The sequence below is a fragment of the Streptomyces sp. KL2 genome (genome assembly GCF_046529545.1).
In the GTDB taxonomy this organism is placed as follows: Bacteria; Actinomycetota; Actinomycetes; order Streptomycetales; family Streptomycetaceae; genus Streptomyces; species Streptomyces radiopugnans.
Window position 1 is genome coordinate 5,440,914 of the sequence record NZ_CP127170.1, and the last position, 20,210, is coordinate 5,461,123.

At 76.2% G+C, this 20,210-nt stretch carries 16 protein-coding genes; 7 read left to right on the plus strand and 9 right to left on the minus strand.

Translation table 11 applies throughout. The features are described from left to right. The first annotated feature begins 108 nt into the window (after positions 1 to 108). A complete protein-coding gene (locus tag QPK52_RS24490; protein WP_410539623.1) occupies positions 109 to 927 on the plus strand; it encodes an SDR family NAD(P)-dependent oxidoreductase in 819 nt (272 codons plus the stop codon). A gap of 32 nt (positions 928 to 959) precedes the next feature. On the opposite strand, the gene QPK52_RS24495 is transcribed toward QPK52_RS24490, so the two are convergent. After that, positions 960 to 2,336 (minus strand): GDSL-type esterase/lipase family protein, encoded by a 1,377-nt coding sequence (locus tag QPK52_RS24495; RefSeq protein WP_410539624.1) that lies wholly within the window; start codon positions 2,334 to 2,336, stop codon positions 960 to 962. A gap of 314 nt (positions 2,337 to 2,650) precedes the next feature. Between QPK52_RS24495 and QPK52_RS24500 the strand changes: the two genes are divergently transcribed. Then, positions 2,651 to 3,952, plus strand: coding sequence for an alpha/beta fold hydrolase (locus tag QPK52_RS24500; protein WP_410539625.1), 1,302 nt, complete (start codon positions 2,651 to 2,653; stop codon positions 3,950 to 3,952). A 30-nt stretch (positions 3,953 to 3,982) separates the two neighbouring features. Here the strand turns inward: QPK52_RS24500 and QPK52_RS24505 are convergent, their stop codons facing one another. The 3 genes from QPK52_RS24505 to QPK52_RS24515 all read right to left on the minus strand — a co-directional run bounded on the left by QPK52_RS24505 (position 3,983) and on the right by QPK52_RS24515 (position 8,185). Continuing rightward, positions 3,983 to 4,249: an MW1434 family type I TA system toxin gene (locus QPK52_RS24505; protein ID WP_410539626.1), complete on the minus strand. Its 267-nt coding sequence runs from the start codon at positions 4,247 to 4,249 to the stop codon at positions 3,983 to 3,985. A 76-nt stretch (positions 4,250 to 4,325) separates the two neighbouring features. Next, complete coding sequence (locus QPK52_RS24510) at positions 4,326 to 5,981, minus strand: DUF4139 domain-containing protein (RefSeq protein WP_410539627.1); 1,656 nt, start codon at positions 5,979 to 5,981, stop codon at positions 4,326 to 4,328. Positions 5,982 to 5,989: 8 nt separating this feature from the next. Further along, complete coding sequence (locus QPK52_RS24515) at positions 5,990 to 8,185, minus strand: DUF4139 domain-containing protein (RefSeq protein WP_410539628.1); 2,196 nt, start codon at positions 8,183 to 8,185, stop codon at positions 5,990 to 5,992. 401 nt (positions 8,186 to 8,586) lie between these two features. On the opposite strand from QPK52_RS24515, the gene QPK52_RS24520 reads away from it, so the two are divergent. Further along, positions 8,587 to 9,465: an extensin family protein gene (locus QPK52_RS24520; protein WP_410539629.1), complete on the plus strand. Its 879-nt coding sequence runs from the start codon at positions 8,587 to 8,589 to the stop codon at positions 9,463 to 9,465. A gap of 134 nt (positions 9,466 to 9,599) precedes the next feature. On the opposite strand, the gene QPK52_RS24525 is transcribed toward QPK52_RS24520, so the two are convergent. Beyond that, entirely contained in the window at positions 9,600 to 12,764 is a 3,165-nt protein-coding gene (locus QPK52_RS24525) for an AfsR/SARP family transcriptional regulator (protein WP_410539630.1), read from the minus strand. A 241-nt stretch (positions 12,765 to 13,005) separates the two neighbouring features. Further along, positions 13,006 to 13,761 (minus strand): TioE family transcriptional regulator, encoded by a 756-nt coding sequence (locus QPK52_RS24530; RefSeq protein WP_410539631.1) that lies wholly within the window; start codon positions 13,759 to 13,761, stop codon positions 13,006 to 13,008. A gap of 58 nt (positions 13,762 to 13,819) precedes the next feature. Here QPK52_RS24530 and QPK52_RS24535 point away from each other — a divergent pair, with 58 nt between their 5' ends. From QPK52_RS24535 to QPK52_RS24545, 3 genes are all read left to right on the plus strand, one after another. Then, the gene (locus QPK52_RS24535; protein ID WP_410539632.1) at positions 13,820 to 15,076 is read left to right on the plus strand and encodes an erythromycin esterase family protein; all 1,257 of its coding nucleotides are present in this window, start codon (positions 13,820 to 13,822) and stop codon (positions 15,074 to 15,076) included. A 165-nt stretch (positions 15,077 to 15,241) separates the two neighbouring features. Further along, the gene (locus tag QPK52_RS24540; protein ID WP_410539633.1) at positions 15,242 to 16,396 is read left to right on the plus strand and encodes a Gfo/Idh/MocA family protein; all 1,155 of its coding nucleotides are present in this window, start codon (positions 15,242 to 15,244) and stop codon (positions 16,394 to 16,396) included. Beyond that, positions 16,393 to 17,337 carry a PmoA family protein gene (locus QPK52_RS24545; protein ID WP_410539635.1) on the plus strand — a complete coding sequence of 315 codons (945 nt, stop codon included), beginning with the start codon at positions 16,393 to 16,395 and terminating at the stop codon, positions 17,335 to 17,337. The genes QPK52_RS24540 and QPK52_RS24545 overlap by 4 nt, the downstream gene beginning before the upstream one ends. 40 nt (positions 17,338 to 17,377) lie before the next feature. Here the strand turns inward: QPK52_RS24545 and QPK52_RS24550 are convergent, their stop codons facing one another. The 3 genes from QPK52_RS24550 to QPK52_RS24560 all read right to left on the minus strand — a co-directional run bounded on the left by QPK52_RS24550 (position 17,378) and on the right by QPK52_RS24560 (position 19,190). After that, on the minus strand, positions 17,378 to 17,593 hold the full coding sequence (locus QPK52_RS24550; RefSeq protein ID WP_410539636.1) for a peptidoglycan-binding domain-containing protein: 216 nt from the start codon (positions 17,591 to 17,593) through the stop codon (positions 17,378 to 17,380). A gap of 777 nt (positions 17,594 to 18,370) precedes the next feature. Continuing rightward, positions 18,371 to 18,829: a YchJ family protein gene (locus tag QPK52_RS24555; RefSeq protein WP_410539638.1), complete on the minus strand. Its 459-nt coding sequence runs from the start codon at positions 18,827 to 18,829 to the stop codon at positions 18,371 to 18,373. Positions 18,830 to 18,947: 118 nt separating this feature from the next. Further along, positions 18,948 to 19,190 carry an acyl carrier protein gene (locus QPK52_RS24560; RefSeq protein ID WP_093659922.1) on the minus strand — a complete coding sequence of 81 codons (243 nt, stop codon included), beginning with the start codon at positions 19,188 to 19,190 and terminating at the stop codon, positions 18,948 to 18,950. A gap of 118 nt (positions 19,191 to 19,308) precedes the next feature. Between QPK52_RS24560 and ppk2 the strand changes: the two genes are divergently transcribed. Continuing rightward, entirely contained in the window at positions 19,309 to 20,190 is an 882-nt protein-coding gene (gene ppk2, locus QPK52_RS24565) for a polyphosphate kinase 2 (protein ID WP_410539640.1), read from the plus strand. The last annotated feature ends 20 nt before the right edge of the window (positions 20,191 to 20,210 follow it).

Genomic DNA, 20,210 nt, shown 5'->3' on the forward strand with positions numbered 1-20,210 from the left:
CCACGCCGCCCAGTCTCGTCCCCGCGCCCCGCCCGCGCACCCGGATTAGGGTGTGGACGCCCGACGACCCCGACGACCGCGCCCCGCCACCCACCGAGGAGCCCCGCCGTGCAGCACCCCGACCGTTCCGAGACGCCCGCCGCCGACGAGGCCGTGTCCCCGGGGTTCCCCGGCAGCGGACGGCGCGTCCTGATCAGCGGCGCGTCGCGGGGGCTGGGACGGGCGGTGGCGGAGGCGTTCGCCGCGAACGGGGACCGGGTGGCCGTCCATTACGGCAGCCGCCGGCGGGACGCCGAGGCCACCGTGGCCCGCCTGGCCGGCGACGGGCACGTCCTGCTCGGCGCGGACCTGGCGGACCCACGGCAGACCGCGGACCTCGCGGACGCGGCGGCCGAGGCGCTGGGCGGCCTCGACGTCCTGGTGAACAACGCCGCCGTCAACACCCCCCACCCGCCCGCGACCACGGACTACGGCGACTGGTGCGCGGCCTGGCGGCGGCACGTGGACGTCAACCTGCTCGGCACCGCCAACCTCAGCCACGCCGCCGCCCGCCACATGATCGCCCGGGGCGCCGGCGGCCGGATCGTCAACATCGGCTCGCGCGGGGCGTTCCGCGGCGAACCCGACCACCCCGCCTACGGCGCCACCAAGGCCGCCGTCCACGCGCTGGGCCAGTCCCTCGCCGTCGCCCTCGCCCCGCACGGCATCGCGGTCACCTCGGTGGCGCCGGGCTTCATCGACACCGAACGCGTCACCCACCGGCTGACCGGCCCCGAGGGGGAGGCCATCCGCGCGCAGAGCCCGTACGGGCGGGTCGCCACGCCCGAGGAGGTGGCCGCGGCGGTGCTGTGGCTGGCGTCCCCGCAGGCCGGGTGGAGCGCGGGCGCGGTGCTGGACCTCAACGGGGCCTCCTACCTGCGGACCTGAGGGGGCCGGCCCGTTCGCCCGGGCGGAGCCGCTCAGGCGGCCCGGTCCGGGCGGGCGGCGCCCGCCTCCCACCGGCCGAGACCGAAGACGCCGAGGTCGATCGCCTCCGCCATCGCCGCGTGGCCGGCCGCGTTGGGGTGGTAGCAGTCCGCCTCGTACTCCGCGCGGATCCTGGTCGGGTCGGCCGGGTCCCGGACGGCGGCGTCGAAGTCGATGACGCCGTCGAACAGCCCGCCGGTGCGCACGAAGTCGTTCACCGCCAGGCGGTTGGCCTCCTTGGCGCCGTCGGCGGCGTTGCACATGGGCATCAGGGTGGCGCCGACGACCTTCAGCCCGCGGGCGCGGGCGCGTTCGGTGATCTCCCGCATGGCGTCGATGACCTGTTCCGCCGGTGCCGGCGGGGCGAACTCGCCTCCGCCCAGGTCGTTGGTGCCCTCGAACAGGACCATGTACCGCGCGCCCGCCAGGGCCAGTACGTCCTGCTCCAGCCGGTCGGGCGCGGGCGGGCCGCAGCACTGGCCCGTGGGGTCGTACGGGTTGGGCTGGCGGCTGACGGTGTTGCCCGAGATCCCGGCGTTGGCGACGGCCAGCTGCCGGTGCGGGGGCAGGGCGTTGATCCGGCGTGCCAGCAGGTCCGTCCACCGGTCGCCGCCCCCGGTGGCGTTGTGGCCGGAGGTGTTGGAGTTGCCCAGGGCGACGATGGCGCCCGCCGCGGGCGTGCGGCCGTCGACGACGTCCACCCACCACAACTGGCCCGGGTGGTAGCCCGGTTCGGCGGACAGCCCCCGGTCCTGCTCCGGATAGGAGGCGTCGCCGGTGTCACGGGTGTGGTCGCCGGGCAGCGACAGGAAGCTGCCGGGAGGGTTCGGGGTGGGCGGGGGGAAGGTGTGGTCGTTGACCGGTGCGCCGGGCGCGTACAGGCTGACCGCCAGGTTCTGCTGGGCGGACACCCGCAGCGGCACCGGATCGCTGTAGACGCGCTCGCCCGGGGCCAGGGTCACCCGGGCGCGCCCGCCGAAGGTGAGGGGGCGCAGGGAGCGGGGGACGAGGTCGGCCTCCCCGACCCGGCGCTGCAGCCCGATCGTGGCGGAGCGGAAGGTCGCCGGGCGGTCGCCGTACGGGTTGCCGATCCGCACCCGCAGCCAGGTGGCCGACACCGAGGCGCGGGCGATGTTGCGCACGGTCAGATCGGGGGAGGTGCCGTGCACCCCCTGGAGGCTCGCGCTCCAGATCGCGCTGCGGCCGTGCGCCGGCCCCCGCTCGCGCGACTCGGTCCCACCGGTGCCGGAGGCGGCGGCCGGGGGAGCCGAGAGCAGGGGAAGCAGCAGGGAGACGAGCAGTATCAGTAGCGGGGCCGGCCACACGCTCCTGCGGGCGCGGTGTCCGCCGCCTCTCGGCGAAGACGTCACGGCGTTCCTCTCGTTCGGCTGGTGCTGTGCGCGGACCGGGCGTGGAGAAGCTGAAGTCGTGCGTGGTGACAGGCGGTTCGGGAGGGCGGAACACGCGGCGCACGCGGGGTACGCGGTGCGCGGGCCGCGCCCCGCACAGTAGGAACGCCCCGGCGGGGGCGTCAACACCGCCTCGGGCCGCCCGGCCGCAACCCGTTCGGAGGGGGGCCCGTCCGCCCGGGGCGGCGCGGGCCGCGTACGGTGCGGATGGAGCCACCCGGCGCCCTCCGGCGCCTCGGCACACCCCCGACCCCGGCACGAGGAGCCCCAGCATCATGGACACGGCCGTCTACCGCCACAACGGGCTCGTCTGCGCCGACCACGACCTCCGGGTACCGCTGGACCACGCCCGCCCGGACGGCCCGGAGATCACCCTGTTCGCCCGCGAGGTGACCGCCGCCGGGCGGGAGGGGGAGGACCTGCCCCGGCTGCTGTGGCTCCAGGGCGGTCCCGGCCACCGGGCCGAACGCCCCGACGCCCCGGGCGCCTGGCTGCGCGAGGCGCTGCGCGACCACCGCGTCGTCCTGATGGACCAGCGCGGCACCGGCCGCAGCACCCCGGCCGACCGCCGCACCCTCGCGGCCCTCCCCGGTGCCGCCGCCACCGCCGCCCACCTGGCGCACTTCCGCGCCGACTCCATCGTCCGCGACGCCGAGCTGCTGCGCCGCCATCTCGCCGCCGACGGCGAGCAGGACCGCCCCTGGACGGTGCTCGGCCAGAGCTTCGGCGGCTTCTGCGCCCTGACCTACCTGTCCCTGGCGCCCGAGGGACTGGAGAAGGTGATGATCACCGGCGGCCTGCCCTCCCTGACCGCGCACGCCGACGACGTATACCGCGCCGCCTACGCCCGCGTGACGGACCACAACGAGCGCTACTTCGACCGCTACCCCGCCGACCAGCGCCTGGCCGACGCCGTGGCCGGGCACCTGGAGAGCCAGGACGTACGGCTGCCCACCGGCGAACGACTGACCGTGCGCCGCTTCCAGACCCTGGGCGCCGCCTTCGGCGGTGTCTCCTCCTTCGACTCCCTGCACTACCTGCTGGAGACCGCGTTCGTGCCGGGCGCGCGCGGACCGGAGCTGTCCGACACCTTCCTGCGCCGCGCCGAGGCGGCCGTCTCCTACGCCCAGCACCCCCTGTACGCCGTCCTGCACGAGGCCATCTACGCCCAGGGCGGCCGGCCCACCGCCTGGTCCGCGCATCGGATCCGCGAGGAGTTCCCCGCCTTCGACGCCTCCCGGGGCGGGCCGCTGCGCTTCACCGGGGAGATGGTCTACCCCTGGCACTTCGAGGAGGACCCGGCACTGGAGCCGCTGCGGGAGGCCGCCCACCTGCTCGCCGGGCGCACCGACTGGCCCCCGCTGTACGACGCCGACCGCCTGGCCGCCAACCGGGTGCCGGTCGCGGCGGCCGTCTACCACGACGACATGTACGTCGACCGGGAGCACTCCCTGCGCACCGCCGCCGCCGTGCGCGGCCTGCGCCCCTGGATCACCAACGCCCACGCGCACGACGGCGTACGGGTGGACCCCGCCGTCTACGGCCGGCTGCTGGCCATGGTGCGCGGCGAGATCTGACGGCCGCCCCGCCACCGGCGGCGGAGCCGCTCAGCCCCCGCCGCCGGCCTCCTCCGGCGCGTCGACGTCGTACCAGTCGTCGGCCAGCAGTCCGGCGTGCGACGGCTGCACCCCGGCCTGCACGGTGCCGTCGGCGGTGACGAACCGCAGATGGGCGGCGAGCGGCCGGCTCCGCCCGTCGGGGCAGACACAGACCGACTCCGGCTCCAGGTAGACGTACTTGCCCGGCTGGATCCAGCTCCGGCGCGCCACACGGCGGCCGTCCCTCAGTAGCTCCAGGGCTGCGGAGAAGTCCATGCGGCGAGCGTAGCGAGCCGTCCGGAAGGCCCTTGAACACCGGACGGAGAATGCGCTATGGGGAGCCGGAGACCCTTCAGAGCCCCACCACGCCGTCCGCGGCCGTGAGTTCGTACTCCAGCAAGATCTCGCGCCTCTCGCCGGGAGCCAGACGGAGCGTGTAGCGCACCATGCCCTCCGCGTCGATGTCCTCGTCGGGCTCCGGCAGGCACGCCGCCCTCCGCAGCCGCACCTCGACGGCGGAGACCTCCGAGACCGGGACGCGCTCGCGGACCACCACGACAGCCACCTCCCCCTGCGGGGAGGAGTCCAGCCGGGAGACGAACAACCGCACCGTACGCGTGATCACCGTGCGGTGGTTGACGCCGGACAGGCCCGCGGTGCCGCGCCTCTCCTCGACGTGGCGCACCACCCGGTAGGTGTCCTCGCTGCCGAAGGACAGCGAGATCTCCTCGCCCTGCCCGGCGAACGGCAGTTCACCGCGCCCGGTGAAACCGCCGCCGCGCACCAGGTCCACCGGCCCGGCCAGCAGGACGTGCCCGGCCCCGTTGACCGTCCGGGCCACCCGGGCCACCAGCGGCGACAGTTCGGGGGCGCACGCCAGCTCGGTGCGGCACGGCGCGGTGAACGCCGACAGGCGCACCCGGTGGGGGCGCCCGTCACAGGCCACGTCGACGGGCGACGCGGCGGTCATCACCCGCACCTCGCCGCCGTCCGACAGCCCGGGAAGCTCCGCGTCCGCCCCGGCGGACCCGTCCGCGGCCGGCTCGTGCCCGACCGTGGGCACCTCCTCCTCGCGCAGATCCACCTCGACCGTGCGCCGCTCCCCGGCCGAGCGCTCCCGCAGCACCAGTTCGTCCTCGTGCAGCGGCGGAGGGCCGGCGGCGAGGGTGGGCCGGGCGGTGGACAGCGACAGCCGCACCCCCTTCCACTCCTCGCCGGTGCGCTGCCACACCACCGCGTCGGTCTCCAGGCGCACCGACCGCTCGTCCCCGGCCAGCGTCGCCCGGTACGCGGGCCGCCACAGGGCGCAGGGCACCAGATGCGTCAGGCGCAGCACGGCGGGCCCGGCGCGATCGGCCTCGACGACCACCTCGACGGCCGCCGTCAGCTCCTGAGGCTCCTCCTCGGTGCGCCGCAGGGCCCGGCGCGCGTCCTCCAGCTCCTCCTCCGTGCGGAGCAGCCGGCGCCGCAGCAGGTGCAGTTCCCCGGTGCGCGTTCCGTCCTCCTCGTCGATCCGCTCCAGACGGTCCGCCCAGCGCTCCGGGTCGGCCGAGCCGGCCCCGGCGCCCTCGGCGACGTCCCGGTACAGATCCGCCCTGGCCTGGGCGACGACCGCGAGACGGCTCTCCAGCCGCTGCCGCAGCCACCGGGCGTCGCGCAGCTCCTCCTCCAGATCGTGGACCCTGCGGCGCAGCTCCGAGGCGTCGTCGCCGGGCCGCCCCGGGCGCGGGGGCGCGTACGTGCGCACCACGCGGGCGTCGACGACCCGGACGCCGTCCGCGCCACCGTCCCCGGCCGGGACCTCCGCGCGCAGGGAGCGGTCCACGACCAGCGGCGTCACCGGGCCGACGAGCAGCCGCTGCGCCCCCGCGGCCAGTTCGACACTCCCGTGCCGCTCGACCTGGGCGCGGTCCTCCATGCACGTCACGGCGGTGACCGGTACGGGGACCGGCTCCGGCCGGGAGGCCGGCGCGCCGCGGCCGGCCGTGTCCTGCGATGCGTTCGTCATGGCTGGGGTCAGTCCCTCCGGTTCCCGCCGACCAGTGCCTTGCCCGCGGGGATCCGCACCTCGTAACCGCCCCTGAGGACGGTGGTCCGGCCCGGCCCCAGCTCCACCCGCCAGATCCGCACCCCGCGCACATGGCGGCCGTCGCCGCCGTCGGGGTCGTCGAGGGGGCCTTCGGCGGCCGTCCAGGGCGGCTCGGCCGGGCGCTCCTCGATCCGCACCTCCTTGTCGGTGCCGACGGGGACGCGTTCGCGCACCTCCACCGTGATCCGGTGCGGCAGGCGGTTGGCGAGCTCGACCTCGACGGTGTGGTCGAGCACCGTCGTCCCGCCGCGCAGCCCGGCGGTGGACTCGCGCAGACGCGTGCGCCGCGCCGCCTTCACGCTCTCGACGGCGCCGGTCCCCACCCTGCGGCACTCTCCGGGCGCGAGGGTGGGCAGAGGGGTGGTGAGGACGAAGCCGCCGTCCACGACGACGTCGGCCGGTCCGGCCGGCAGCGGGTGGCCGGAGGCGTTGGTCAGCAGCACCGTGCCGTACACGGTCTGGTCCACCGACGGCACGCACACGTACTCCGGCACCGTCTCCACCGGGATCTCGCGTACGGGGACGGTGTGCCAGGCCCCGTCCGCGGCCACGTCCACCGGGGCGGCCGTGTCGTAGCGGTGGTGGAAGGAGCCGGCCGACCGCCGTACGTCGACCGCGTGGGAGGGGCGCGCCAGCCGTGCCACGGACTCGGCCCGCCGCCGGTGCTCGGCGACGGCCGTGCCCCGCTCGTCCGGTGCGGGCCGCAGTCTGCCGCGCCGGCCGGGCTCGTCCGGACCGGCCAGTGTCAGGCCGGCGTAGTCGAGCATGCCCTCGGCCGGGCCCGGCGGGGGAGAGTGGCCAGGTGGGGGAGGCGGGGACGGCGGGGACACGGCTGCCGCCCGAGCCGCGGCCCGAAGGCCCCCGGGGGAGGCCGGCGCGAGCGGTGCGGGGGCGGAGGCCGCGGCGGGGGCGCCGTACGCGGCGAACCCGTGATGCGCCTCGGGGAGCGTGCGACCCGTTTCCGGCTCCGCCGCGGCGCCCGTCGCCGGGGCCGCCCCGGCGACGGGGGGCGGCGCCCCGCCCGCCCGGGGCGGGACAGGGGCGGGGAGCGGCCCGGGCGGGACGGCCGCGTCGTACCCGGCGAACAACTCCTCCAGCCCCGGCGGGGGTTCGCGCCACCCCCGCGCGGCGGGCTCCTCCTGGCGCCGCCCGATCCGCAGCGACCGCAGCCGGGGGACGTCCGTCCGCCGCAGCAGGTCGGCGGTGGACAGGCCCAGCCGTACGCCCGTCCAGTCCTCGCCGGTGCGCTGGGCCACGCAGGCCCGCAGGACGAGCGTCCCGCCGGAGCGGGAGCCGGAACCGGAGGCCGTGTCGTCCAGCCGCAACTGGTACACCGGCGACCAGGTGGCCCCGGGCACGTGGTACTCGACCTCCAACTCCGCCTCGGCGGAATCCTGTTCGTCCCGGCTTCCGGCGTGCTCCGCCGCCTCCCCGGACCGCTCCAGCGTCAGGACGGCGGCGGCCGACTCGCCCGCCCGCGCGGCGGGCAGCGCGCTGGAGGCCGCCTCCAGACGGTGGGCGAGCACATCGACCTCGTACTCGGCGCCGCTCAGTTCGGCCTCCACCGCCCGCAGCCGCTCGTGGAGCAGTGCCAGCCGGCCGTCCACGAAGTTCGCCAGTGCCAGCAGGGACTCCACCGGAGCCCAGCGGGGCGGGTCCCCGCGGCGCTGCTGCGGCGGCACCGCCCGCAACTCCGCCACCTGCCCGACCTCCTCGGCGAGCCGGTCGCGCCGCTCGCGCAGCCGGTCCAGCCGGTCCTCGGCCTCCTCCAACTCAAGGCGCAGAGTGGGCAGTTCGCGATCCTGCCGGGGTGCGGCGACCCGCACCGCCCGTGCGTCGGTCACCCGCAGTCCGGGCGGGCCGGAGACGACCCGGCCGCGCAGCGAGTGGTCGTACAGGGCGATCGGCAGGCCCTCCACCCGGACACGTACGGCCGCGTCCGGGGCCGCCGGGGGACCCGGCGGCAGGACGCAGCGGGCGCGCCGGACGCACACGGCCCCGACGGCGTGCACCACCACGGACTCCAGAGCCGACTCCAGCACGGGTTCCGGCCCCGGATCCGGAGCCGGCCCCGCGCCGGCCCCCGTCCGCGCACCGCCGCCCTCGGCCGTCCCGTCCGCCATGCCGCCCCCTCGTGCCCCTCGCCCGACCGGTGACCGCACCATAGCCGCCGGACGGGGCGGGGCAGGAGGCGGCGGGGGCGGGTCCGGGACGTTTTCCCGCATCCGACCCCGCCGCGTACCGCCGCGTACCGCCGCGTACCGCCGCCCTCCGGCGGCCGTACCGCGGTCGCGGCGGGGCGAGTGAGACGGAAATGAGACCGGCAGTAGGCGCGCCGCCGACCATCACGGGGACCGGCGATCCGCCCACCCCCTCCCTGCCCGCCCCGCCCCGCGCTCCACCGCTCTCCCGGGGCCGCGGGCACGTCCGGAGCCGGTCCCCGCCGGAGGAGGCGGGGCTCCGCGCCCCTTCCCGCCGCCGGGAGCCCGGAACGGAACCGACGAGTACCGCAGAGGAGCACACCATGCAGGAACCAGTGGACAGACCCGCCCACGACCACACCGCCGGGCCGACCGCCCCCGTCCCCTCCCCGCGCATCGACCGGCGGCTGTTCCTCGGCGGGGTCGGCGCGGCGGCCACGGCGCTCGCGGTCGGCCCGGCGGGCGCGGCGGCACAGGCCGCCGAGGGCCCGGCGGCGGCCGCGCTGCCCCGCGAGATGCAGGCGCCCTCGGCCCTGGCGATGAGGACGTTCAGCAGGATCGACGGCACCCCCGTCTACTACTGGCGCGGTGACCGCGGCAACACCACCCTGCGCAGCTGGCAGTGCACCGACGCGTTCTACGACCGGCTGGTGCTGTGGATACGCGACCTGCGCAACCTCTCCGCCGACGGCGGCTTCGGCAGCGTCGACTTCCTGGTGTCCGCCGGCTTCTACGTCAACCGGAGCGGCCAGCACGGCGCCGGCACCGCGATGGACCTGGACATGGTGCGCTGGGCAGGCGGCAGGCGCTGCTCGCCGCTCGACCGCCACCACGCCGAGGGCCGCACCCTGCGCCGCCGCTACCTGGCGGTGGACGCGGTGTGCCGCAGGCGGTTCCGCTACGTCCTCGACGGCTGGTACAACTCCGCCCACCACGACCACATCCACGCCGACTTCGGCGGCCTGCCCACGACGTGCGAGAAGGGCTCCCGCAGCGACACCGTGTTCGTCCAGGCCATGTGCAACAACTTCATGGGCGCCGGTCTGGCCGTGGACGGCATCTGGGGCTCGAACACCCAGACCTGGTTCAACCGCGCGAAGAACCGGCTCGGCATCAGCGGGGACCCGCACTCCGAGATCGTCGCCTGGCGGAACATGCTGGCGCGCATAGCCCGGCACGGCTTCAGCGACACCGCGATCTGAGCCGTACGCGGACCGGGCCGTACGCGGACCGGGCCGTACGGCGGGCCCGGGCGGCGGTCCGGTTCGGCGGCCTGGGCGGCCCGGGCGGCCGGGACACCGCCCGGGCCGCCGCCCGGTCCCCGTGCGGCCACCGCTCAGTCGGCGGCGGGCAGCAGCCGCCGTACGTGCGGGGGAAGGCGCAGGCTGGCCGGCGGCAGACCGTACCGGTCGAGGGCGCTCCGGAAGGCCGCCGCGTGCCCGCCGGCCGACGGGGGCTCCCCGGCCAGCACGAGCGCCGCGCTCAACCGGGCCTCGGTACGGGCGATCTCCACGGGCGCCCGCATCCCGCGGTACAGCGACAGCGCCTCGCGCAGCGCTCCGCACGCCTCCTCCGTCCGCCCGGCCCCGATCTCGGTGTCGCCCAGGCTCCGCAGCGCCTGCGCGGTGCCCGACGCCTCGTTGTGCGCCCGCAGCACCTCCAGCGCGGAGACCAGTGCGGAGCGTGCGCGGGGCCAGTCGTGCCCCAGGACGGCGACCAGGGCGCGCACCCGCTCCACATGGGCCGCGCCGACCTCGTCGCCGATCCCGGCGGTGATGCGCCCGGCCTCCGCGAGCAGGCCCAGGGCCTCCGGCCCGTCCCCGCGGTCGGCGACGGCCTCCGCGCAGCGCAGCAGCATCACCACCCGGGTGCGGTCGGCTGCGGTGTGCCGCTCCAGGGCCCGCCGGTAGTGGTCCACGGCCCCGGCGGCGTCGCCCAGGTCGGCGAGGGTGTTGGCGAGCCCGGTCAGCGAGTACACCCGTGCGCGGTCGGACAGGTCCAGCCGCTCGCACTCGCGCACCGAGCGCCCGTAGTGCTCGGCGGCCTCCGGCAGCCGCCCCTTCAGGGCGGTCGCCTTGGCCACCTGCCAGGTCGCGTCCGCGACGATCTCCGGGTCGCCCAGGTCGCGGGCGGCGGCCAGGGCACGCTCGGCGGTCCGGAGGAGTTCTTCGTAGCGGTCCTGCTGGTACAACGTCCAGCACAGCGCGAAGTACAGTCGGCACAGCCTGCGGTCGCCGGCGGCGCTCTCGCCCCAGCAGCCGATCGCGGTGCGGACGACCTCCTCGCGCTCCTTCTCGTAGAAGCGCAGCAGCAGGTGGCCGCCGACCTGGAGGGCCAGGTCGGCGGCCAGCTCCGGACGGCGCAGCCGCGCGGCCAGGGAGACCGCGGAGATCAGGTTCGCCTGCTCGGCGGAGAACCAGTCGGCGGGCCGCCTCCGCGCGGCCCGCGCCGCGTCGGCCGGAGGTTCGCCCGCGCCCTCGACGGGGTCCAGGGCGCCGCCGTGGCCCAGCCGTTCCGCCGCCCGGGAGGCCAGCGCCGCCCAGGCCCGCAGCACCCGCAGGACGGCGGCCTCGCGTTCGGCGGGGGAGTCCTCGGCCAGGGCCCGCTCCGCCGCGAAGTCGTGGACGAGGACGTGGAGCCGGAAGCGCGGCTGGCCTGCCCGGTCCGTCCCGACGGCTTCCAGCAGATGGCGCTCGACCAGCTGGTCGGTGAGCCGGTCGGCCGTGCCGTCGGGCCGCCCGGCCAGCACGCCGAGGACCCAGGCGGGCACACTGCGCGTGTCCAGCAGCCCCAGCCTGCGCAGGGCGGTGCGCAGATCGGGCGCGAGGGACCGGTAGCCCAGGGCGATGCCGGCACGTACGTCCAGATCGCCGACGGCGAGCTGGTCCAGCCGCCGCCGGTGCCGCGCCAGACGGTCGCGGAAGCCGCCGATCGTCCAGTCGGGCCGGGCCGCCAGCCGGGCGCCCGCGATGCACAGGGCCAGCGGCAGATGGCCGCACAGCCGGGCCACCTCCGCGGTGGCGGCGGGTTCGGCGGCGGTGCGCCCGGTGCCCACCAGACGGGTCAGCAGCAGGACGGCGTCCTGGGGGGCGAGGGTGGACACGGTGAACGTACGGGCTCCGGCGAGGGCCGCCAGCCGCCGGCGGGAGGTGGCCAGTACGGCGCAGTCGGCGGTGCCGGGCAGCAGCGGGCGCAGCTGGGCCTCGTCGCGCACGTCGTCCAGGAGCAGGAGCACCCGGCGCCCGGCGAGCCGGCTGCGCAGCTCGGCGGTCCGCTCCTCGGGGTCGGCGGGGATGTCCTGGCCGTCCGCGCCCAGGCCGCGCAGCAGCCGGGCCGCCGTGTCGTACGGGTCGGCGGGCGTCTCCTGGGAGCCGCGCAGATCGGCGTGTAGCTGGCCCCCGGGGAACTCGCCGGCCAGCGCGTGCCCGGCGTGCAGGGCGGCCGCGGTCTTCCCCGCGCCGCCCGGCCCGGTCAGCACCACCACGGGCACGGTGATGCCGCCGCCGCGCAGGGCCGCCCGTACGCCGTTCAGCAGCCGGCCGCGCCCGTACAGACTCCCCGTCACCGCGGGCAGCTGGCGGGGGACCGGCGAGGGTGGCGCAGGCGGTGAGGAGGGCGCGGGCGGCGCGGTCCGCGCCGCCGCCACCGGTGCCGCCTCCGCCGGGGCGTCCGCCGGCTCCGCCGGCCCTCCGCGGCGTTCCCGCCGGACGACCCCCGCGCCGCCCGGACCGTCCGCTCCGTCCGGCGCGCCGACCACCGCTCCTTCGAGGATCCGCCGGTGCAGCTCGCGCAGCTGCGCCCCCGGCCCGACGCCCAGGTCGTCGCCGAGCCTGCGGTACGCCTCGCGGTAGCAGGCCAGGGCGTCGGCGCGCCGCCCCTGTCCCGCGAGCGCGAGCATCCGTCTTCGGTACAGGTCCTCGCGGTGGGGCTGCCGGGCGAGGAGCGGATCGACCTCCGCGAGCACCCGCTCGTACTCGCCCAGGGCCAGCCGTGCGTCCAGCAGGGCCTCCACGGTCCGCCACCGCTCCTCCTCCAGCCCCTGGCGCGCGGCCGGGACGAAGGGCTCCGAGCAACCGCTGAGCGCCGTGCCGCGCCAGCAGCCGAGAGCGGCGGAGAGCAGCTCCGCCGCCCGGCCGAACCGCCCCGCCTCCGCCTCGCCGCGGCCCCGGGAGGCGTGGTCGCGGAAGACGGCGAGGTCGGTGGTGTGTGCTCCGGACCTGAGCAGATAGCCGCCGTCGGTGGTCACCAGCGCCTCGCGCCCCGCACCGCCCGCGTCCGCCCGCAGCCGCCGCCGCAAACCGCTGACCAGGTTGTACACCTGGGCACGGGCGCTGCCGGGAGGGTCCTCCCACAGCAGGTCGACGATGCGGTCGTGGGGGAGCACGTATCCGGTGTTGAGCACGAGCAGCGCCAGCAGGGATCTCTCACGGCCGGCGCGCGGGCCCAGCCGCGCGCCGTCGTGCCGTCGTATCTCCACCGGCCCCAGGATTCCCAACTCCACTCGTACGAGCCTCCTTTCGCGTACCGGACGGCCGCGGCCGGCCGCCGAGGCCGGTGGGCCATACCTTCCCCGGCAGTTGTGGCATGTACACGAAGGCGAGGTGTCGGCTCGCCGAGGAACGGGGGACACCGTGCCGGGCCGTACACCGGGCCGTACGCCGGGCGGACCGCGGGACCGGGGCCCGCCCGGCGCGCCGACCGCACCGTCGACGGCCCCCGCCCTCCGGTCGGCGGCCGAGGTCTCATCCGCGTTCCCGGAGGTACGCCTCCAGTTCGGCGGCCCCGGCCAGCATCGCCCGCGAGCGGGCGGACAGCCGGCCGTGCCAGTCGCGCAGCACGGCCTCCAGCGGCTCCAGTCCGCCGGCCGCCCGCACCCGGTCGATCAGCGGGGCGATCTGCTCCAGCGGATGGCCGCCCCGCCTGAGCTGGTGGACCAGCCGGGCGTCCCGTACGGCGTCCTCGCCGTAGACGCGGTACCCGGTCCGCGGGTCGCGGTGCGGGCGGACCAGCCCGGCGCGCTCCCATTTGCGCAGTGTCGCGGGCCGGATGCCGAGCTTCCCGGCCAGCGGCCCGATGAACGTGCCGCCGGAGCCGGAGCCGGACCCGGATGCCGCGTCCCGCCCGGGCCCCGCACCGCGCCCTGCGCCGGGCTCCAGATCGCGCAGGGCGCTCTCCACGGCCCGGAGGGTCCGCCGGTCCTCGAGGAGCCGGGCGTGGCTCTCGTCGACGAGGCGGAACGCCTCCTCGTCCGCACCCTCGTTCACCGCCCGCATGATCGCCGTCGCCCCCTGGTGGCCGTGGCCGGGAACCAGGGCGAGGAAGGTGCGCAGCGCCCGCGCGTGCAGCGGGGTGTAGGTGCGGTAGCCGTGGGGCGTGCGGTCGGCGGCCGGGAGGATGCCGGCCGCCTCGTAGTTCCTGACCGCCTGCGTGGACAGACCGTGCCCGCGCGCCAGATCGACCGGCCTGAGCCGCTTGCCGCTTTGAAGGTTTCGCGCCATGTGGCCGACGCTATCGCGGAAAAGTCTCCACCGAGAGTTCAACGATAGCGTTGAGGTCATGACTACCGGAACCAAGGACACCGCCCATCCCGTCGAGGCCGCCGCCCTCATGGGGATGCTCCCCGGCCGGCCCCGGCTGCTCGCACTGGGCGAGCCCACCCACGGCGAGGGCGCGCTGCTGGATCTGCGCAACGAACTGTTCCGGCAGCTCGTCGAGGAGGAGGGCCACCGGACGATCGCGGTCGAGAGCGACTGCATGGCGGGCCTGATCGTGGACGACTACGTCACCTCCGGCACGGGCACCCTCGATCAGGTCGTGGAGAGCGGATTCAGCCACGGCTGGGGGGCCTTCCCGGCCAACCGCGAACTCGTGCGGTGGATGCGCGCCCGCAACGTCCGCGCCGCCGAGGAGGGCAGGCCCGCGTCCGACCGGCTCCGCTTCGCCGGTTTCGACGGCCCGCTGGAGATCACCCACGCCGCGAGCCCCCGGCAGGCCCTCACCGCGCTCCACGGCTACCTGGCGGCCCATGTGGAGGCGGACCTGCTCCCCTGCGCCGCGCGGACGCTCGACCGCCTGCTCGGCCCCGACGACCGGTGGACCGATCCCGCCGCGATGACGGACCCGTCCCGCTCCGCGGGGCGGTCGGCCGAGACCGGCCGGCTGCGACTGCTCGCCGACGATCTGGTCGCGCTGCTGGAGGAGTGGACGCCGCACCTGATCGCGGCGACCTCGCGGGAGGAATGGGACCGGGCGCGCATGTACGGGCGTACCGCGACCGGCCTGCTCCGCTACCACTGGCGGATGGCCGACACCTCGCCGAGCCGTCTGGCGCGACTGACGAGCCTGCGGGATTCGATGATGGCCGGCAACCTCCTCGCCCTCGCCGAACGGGGTCCGGTGTTCGTCCACGCCCACAACGCCCATCTCCAGCGGCACGAGAGCACGATGCGGATGGGCGGCAGGCCGCTGGAGTGGTGGAGCGCGGGCGCACTGGTGAGCGCCCGGCTCGGGGAGGAGTACGCCTTCGTGGCCACGGCCCTGGGCACGATCCGGCACCGGGGGGTGGGCACCCCGCCGCCGGACACCCTCGAAGGGCTCCTGTACGCGATCCCCCGGGACCGCTGTCTCGTCGACGCCCGGCGGCTGGCCGCAGCCCTCGGCGGCACGCGCCCCGAGCCCCGTGTGTCCTCCTGGTTCGGCTACGCCCCCCTCGACCCGGCCCATCTGGCGGACAGCGACGGCATCGTGTTCGTCAAGGACGTCACGCCCCGCGAAGCCGACCGTCCCGCAGGGGCCGCGCCCCCGCGGGGGTGACACCCTCCGCGCAGCCGGTCCTCCCGCGGCGGAACGGCCCGCCGCGGGAGGAAGGGGCTCGCGGATCGTGGCGCACGGACCCTTTCCAGATGCCCGCGCCGCTTCTAGGGTCTAGGTCGGTAAGCGCTTTCTGCCGCCGTCGGCCACCGAAGGAGCCCGAACCTGATGCCCCCGGTCACCCAACGCCTCCGCGCCGCCGTCGTCGGCGCCGGAGCCATCGCCACCGTCGGCCATCTGCCGGCCCTCCGGGCCCACGCGGACGAGGTCGAGCCGGTCGCCGTCGTCGACGTGGACGCCGGACGCCTGGACGCCTTCCGCGCGCAGGCCGGCACCGGAGTGGCGGGCTACACCGACCTGGACCGGATGCTGGAACGGGAGAGACCCGATCTGGTGCTGATCGGCACCCCGCCCTCACTCCACCGGGAGCAGACGACGGCCGCCCTGCGCGCCGGCGCGTGGGTGCTGTGCGAGAAGCCGCTGTGCCTGTCCCTGGCCGAGTACGACGAGATCGCCGCCGCCGAGGGAACGCAGGAGGAGGGCGGCCCGTACGCCACCGTCCTCTTCCAGCACCGCTACGGCTCCGGCGCCGTCCACGCCCGTGAACTGCTCGCCTCCGGCGCACTGGGCGCCCCGCTCGTCGCCCACTGCCAGACCACCTGGTACCGCGACGCCGCCTACTACTCCGCCCCCTGGCGCGGCCGGTGGGCCACCGAGGGCGGCGGCCCCACGATGGGCCACGGCATCCACCAGACGGACCTGCTGCTGCACCTGCTCGGCGACTGGGCCGAGGTGCGGGCCATGGCCGGACGCCTGGTGCACGACGTGGAGAGCGAGGACGTCTCCACCGCCCTGGTCCGCTTCGAAAGCGGCGCGATGGCCACCGTCGTCAACAGCGTCCTGTCCCCCCGGGAGACCAGCCGCATACGGATCGACTGCGCCGACGCCACCGTCGAACTCACCCATCTGTACGGGCACTCCAACGACGACTGGGTGTACACGCCCGCCCCCCACGTGGCGCGGGCCCCCGGCGGAGCCGACCGCGTCCGCGCCTGGCGCACCCCGGCGGCGGACCTGCCCAGTTCCCACACCGCCCAGCTCGCGGCCGTACTCGCCGCCCGGCGCGCGGGCGTCCGGCCGCCCGGCAGCGGCCACGAGGCCCGCCGCACGGTGGAGTTCACCGCCGCCCTGTACAAGGCCGCCTTCACCGGGCGTCCGGTGCGCGCCGGCGAGATAGCCCCCGGCGACCCGTACTACACCGCCATGCACGGCGGCCACCCCGACTGGGCGCCGCGCACCTCCTCGGCGGAGGCGGCCCGATGAGCGCGCCGCTGACCGTCACCCACGTCCACGGCGAGCGGGTCTCCGTCTCCTGCGGCGCGGTGGAGCTGATGGCCTACGTCTACCGGCCCGACCCGGACGCCTTCGAGTCCCGCAAGCCGTACGCCCACCCGCTGCGCACCCTGGCCGGCCGCACCGTCACCGGTTACCGGCCCAGCGACCACCGCTGGCACAAGGGGCTGCAGATGACCGCCAGCCATCTGTCCGGGCAGAACTTCTGGGGCGGCAACTCCTACGTCCACGGCCGCGGTTACCTGCCGCTGCGCGACCGGGTGGGGTGGATGCGGCACGACGCCTTCGACGCGGTGGACGTCCTCGGTCCGGACGGGGACCGGGTGCGCGTGGCCGAACGGCTGACGTGGATCGAGAACGGCGGGCGGGAGTGGGCCCGCGAGACGCGGACCGTCGAGGTGCACTCGGCCGAGCCCGAGGAGGGCGCCTGGGCGCTGGACTGGTCGATCCGCCTCACCAACGTCCGCGCCGAGCCGCTGGTGTTCGGCTCCCCGACCACCGCCGGGCGCGAGATGGCCGGCTACACCGGTCTCCACTGGCGCGGCCCGCGCGATCTCACCGGCGGTGACGTCCTCGGCCCCGGCGGCCGGGGCGGGAAGGGGGAGGCCGGCGCCGCGGCCATGATGGGCACGCGGGCGCCCTGGCTGGCCTTCACCGCCGAACGCGACGCGGTGGACGCGCACACCACCCTGGTCTTCGCCCACGCGCCCGAGAACGACGACGCGATCCACGCCTCCCACTGGTTCGTGCGATCCGAGCCGACCCCGGTCGTGGCCTTCTCCTGGGCCTTCTTCGAGGAGTTCGAGCTGCCGCCGGGAGAGAGCTTCGCCTACCGCTACCGCGTGGTGGTCGCGGACGGCGCGTGGGACGGCGACCGGGTGGAGTCCTGGCTCGGGGCGCACGGGTGGTGAGCGCACGGCCCGCCCGCGGGACGGCGCGCCGGTGCGCCCGTCAGGTGCGCGCCTCCAGGTCGCGCCGGGTGTCGTCGCCGTACACGCCCTCCTCGTCCCCCCGGATGCCGTACCACTGCTGGTAGCGGGCGACGGCCTCGGCGACCTCGGCGTCGTAGCGGCCGTCGACGTCGCCGCCGGGGTAGATGCCCTGGATCTGCCGCAGCCGCCGCTGGAGCTCCGCCACCTCCGGACCGCTGTCACCCTCCCGCAGCATGCCGGGCGCGGGGCGCCGCGACTGCTGGGAGGCGGGGCTGGGCGGCGGCGCGGCGGACGCCGGCGGGGTGGGGACCGGCTGTGCGGGCCCGGACGGCGTGCCGTCCGGAGAGGTGGCGGGCGTGGAGGGGGCGGGGGCCTCGGGGTCCGGGGAGCCGGACGCGGACGGCGGGCCGTCCGGCCCGGAGTCCGCCGGCTCCGAAGAGGGGGCGGGCCGCCGGACAGCGGCGTACGCGGGTCGGCGGGCGTCAGGACACCGGAGACCACCAGCAGGGTCGCCAGGGCGGAACCGATCGCGCCGGTCGTCAGGACCAGGGCGGTGGTACGCGGACCGCGGCGCCCGGTCAGAAAGCCCGTGCGCGGTTCGGGGGGTGCGACGGACTCGGCCGGCGCGGCCGGACCGCCCGGGCCGGAGCCGCCGGGCCGCCGTGGTGTGTCCGGTTCCGGACGGTCCCACGGGCCCAGGGACCGCGGCCGCCCGGCGGCCTGACGGCGAGGCTGCGGCCTCGGGTCGGGACGCAACGCCATCTCCCCCCTCCTGTTCCTCCCCGCCCCCGCACGGCGGGGCGCGAAGGGACCGCCGTGCGGGTGCGCGAACGCTCCGCGGCCGGTGCGCACCCCACCGCACCGCAGAGTACGCGGTCGCTCACGGATGGTCCCCGGAGAGGACCTTACTCGGTCACCGGCGCACCGGAGCCGGTCGTGCGCCGCCGGTGCACGGCTTCTTCACGTCTTCCCCCGCCGGGCGGCTTCCGGACGCCCGGGCACTCGACGGCGGTCAGGGGGCGCCGGAGGCGTCGAGGTAGACCCATGCGCCGGCGTGCCGTACGAAGCGGCTGTGCTCCTCCATGACGCCCTCGCGCCCCCGCTCGGTGAAGTGGGCGCGGAAGGAGACGGTCCCCTCGGTGTGGAAGGGACTGCCGCCGGTGGCGCCGAGGACCTCCAGCCGCCGCCACCGGGTCTCCGGGTCCGGCTCCAGCCGCTCCGGCGCGGTGTCCGGATGCCAGGTGCGCAGCAGGTACGCCCGGTCGCGCACGGCGAAGGCGCTGTAGCGGGAGCGCATCAGGGCCTCGGCGGTGGGAGCGGCTGCCGGACCCCGGTGGAACCGGCCGCAGCAGTCGGCGTAGGAGGCGGGCAGCCCGCACGGGCAGGGCGCGCCGGGGGAGAGGGGAAGGGGAGAAGGGGCGGGCGAGGCGGAGGGGGCCTTCTGGCGCGGACGGGATCGGCGTCGGGACATGCCTCCATGGTGACCGCCGTACGGAGTCCGGTGCGCCCCGGGGCGGAGCGGCGCCGGGACGCTCGCGGTATCGCCGTGCGCGACCGCGGGCGCCCCGGTCCGCCGAAGGGGATCGGGGCTACTGGGCCGCCGGACCCGCGTCCTCGGTACCGGACAGCTGCGCCAGGTACTTGTGGCACTGGGCGGCGCGCCGCGAGTCCTCCTCCATCACCTTGCGGAAGAAGTCGGCGATCTCCTGCTTGCCCGCGTTCTCGGCGTCGCGGACGTACTGTCCGTAGTCGTGTCCGGCCTTCAGCGCGTGGTACTGCACCGAGATCAGGTCGTAGACGACGTCGCTGAATCCGGTCTCTCCGGTTGCCATGCTCATCATCTCCGGGTCGGGTCACGTGGATCGGTTTTCCGTGTTTCCCGGTTTCACCTGGGAAAACAGTATTCGTCATCGGAAGTGGTGAACATCCGGAAAACGCGGGAGGGTGCGTATGCCGCGACAGGACGGCGGGAAGCGGTCGCCGAAGGGGCCCGAAGGGCGGCGCGCCAAGCTGCCCCGCCCGGTGTACGAGAGGGAACTGCTCCGGCTCCAGGAGCGGTTGGTGATGATGCAGGAGTGGGTGCGCTCCACCGGTGCCCGGCTGGTCGTCGTCTTCGAGGGGCGCGACGCGGCGGGCAAGGGGGGAGCCATCAAGCGTGTCACCGAGTACCTCAACCCGCGCGTGGCCCGTATCGCCGCCCTGCCCGCGCCCACCGAACGCCAGCGCACCCAGTGGTACTTCCAGCGCTACGCCGAGCAGTTGCCGGCGGCCGGCGAGATCGTGCTGTTCGACCGCAGCTGGTACAACCGCGCGGGCGTCGAGCGCGTCATGGGGTTCTGCACCGACGAGGAGTACGCGCGCTTCCTGCGTCAGTGCCCCGTCTTCGAGCGGCTGCTGATCGAGGACGGCATCCTGCTGCGCAAGTACTGGTTCTCGGTGAGCGACGAGGAGCAGGAGAGGCGGTTCCGGTCGAGGCTGGAGGATCCGATGCGGCGCTGGAAGCTGTCCCCGATGGACCTGGAGTCCCGCGTGCGCTGGGAGGCGTACTCGCGGGCCAAGGACGAGATGTTCGCCCACACCGACATCCCGGAGTCCCCCTGGTACGTCGTCGACGCGGACGACAAGCGGCGGGCCCGGATCAACATGATCGCCCATCTGCTGTCCGGTGTTCCGTACCACGAGGTCGAGCCGCCGGAGCTGAGCCTGCCGCCCCGGCCGCCGTCCACCGGCTACCGGCGGCCGCCGAGGGAGACGCAGACCTGGGTGCCCGACCACGCCGCGACCCTGGAGGGGGCCGGGCGGGAGCGGGGCGGCGAGCCGGGCGGCGCGTAGCGGCACGCCCATGCCGTGTG

Coding starts and splice junctions, on each gene's coding strand:
- QPK52_RS24555 (WP_410539638.1), bottom strand. CDS start 18,829: ATGTCCCGACGCCGATCCCGTCCGCGCCAGAAGGCCCCCTCCGCCTCG.
- QPK52_RS24550 (WP_410539636.1), bottom strand. CDS start 17,593: ATGCTGCGGGAGGGTGACAGCGGTCCGGAGGTGGCGGAGCTCCAGCGG.
- QPK52_RS24500 (WP_410539625.1), top strand. CDS start 2,651: ATGGACACGGCCGTCTACCGCCACAACGGGCTCGTCTGCGCCGACCAC.
- QPK52_RS24545 (WP_410539635.1), top strand. CDS start 16,393: ATGAGCGCGCCGCTGACCGTCACCCACGTCCACGGCGAGCGGGTCTCC.
- ppk2 (WP_410539640.1), top strand. CDS start 19,309: ATGCCGCGACAGGACGGCGGGAAGCGGTCGCCGAAGGGGCCCGAAGGG.
- QPK52_RS24510 (WP_410539627.1), bottom strand. CDS start 5,981: ATGACGAACGCATCGCAGGACACGGCCGGCCGCGGCGCGCCGGCCTCC.
- QPK52_RS24520 (WP_410539629.1), top strand. CDS start 8,587: ATGCAGGAACCAGTGGACAGACCCGCCCACGACCACACCGCCGGGCCG.
- QPK52_RS24560 (WP_093659922.1), bottom strand. CDS start 19,190: ATGGCAACCGGAGAGACCGGATTCAGCGACGTCGTCTACGACCTGATC.
- QPK52_RS24515 (WP_410539628.1), bottom strand. CDS start 8,185: ATGGCGGACGGGACGGCCGAGGGCGGCGGTGCGCGGACGGGGGCCGGC.
- QPK52_RS24530 (WP_410539631.1), bottom strand. CDS start 13,761: ATGGCGCGAAACCTTCAAAGCGGCAAGCGGCTCAGGCCGGTCGATCTG.
- QPK52_RS24505 (WP_410539626.1), bottom strand. CDS start 4,249: ATGGACTTCTCCGCAGCCCTGGAGCTACTGAGGGACGGCCGCCGTGTG.
- QPK52_RS24540 (WP_410539633.1), top strand. CDS start 15,242: ATGCCCCCGGTCACCCAACGCCTCCGCGCCGCCGTCGTCGGCGCCGGA.
- QPK52_RS24535 (WP_410539632.1), top strand. CDS start 13,820: ATGACTACCGGAACCAAGGACACCGCCCATCCCGTCGAGGCCGCCGCC.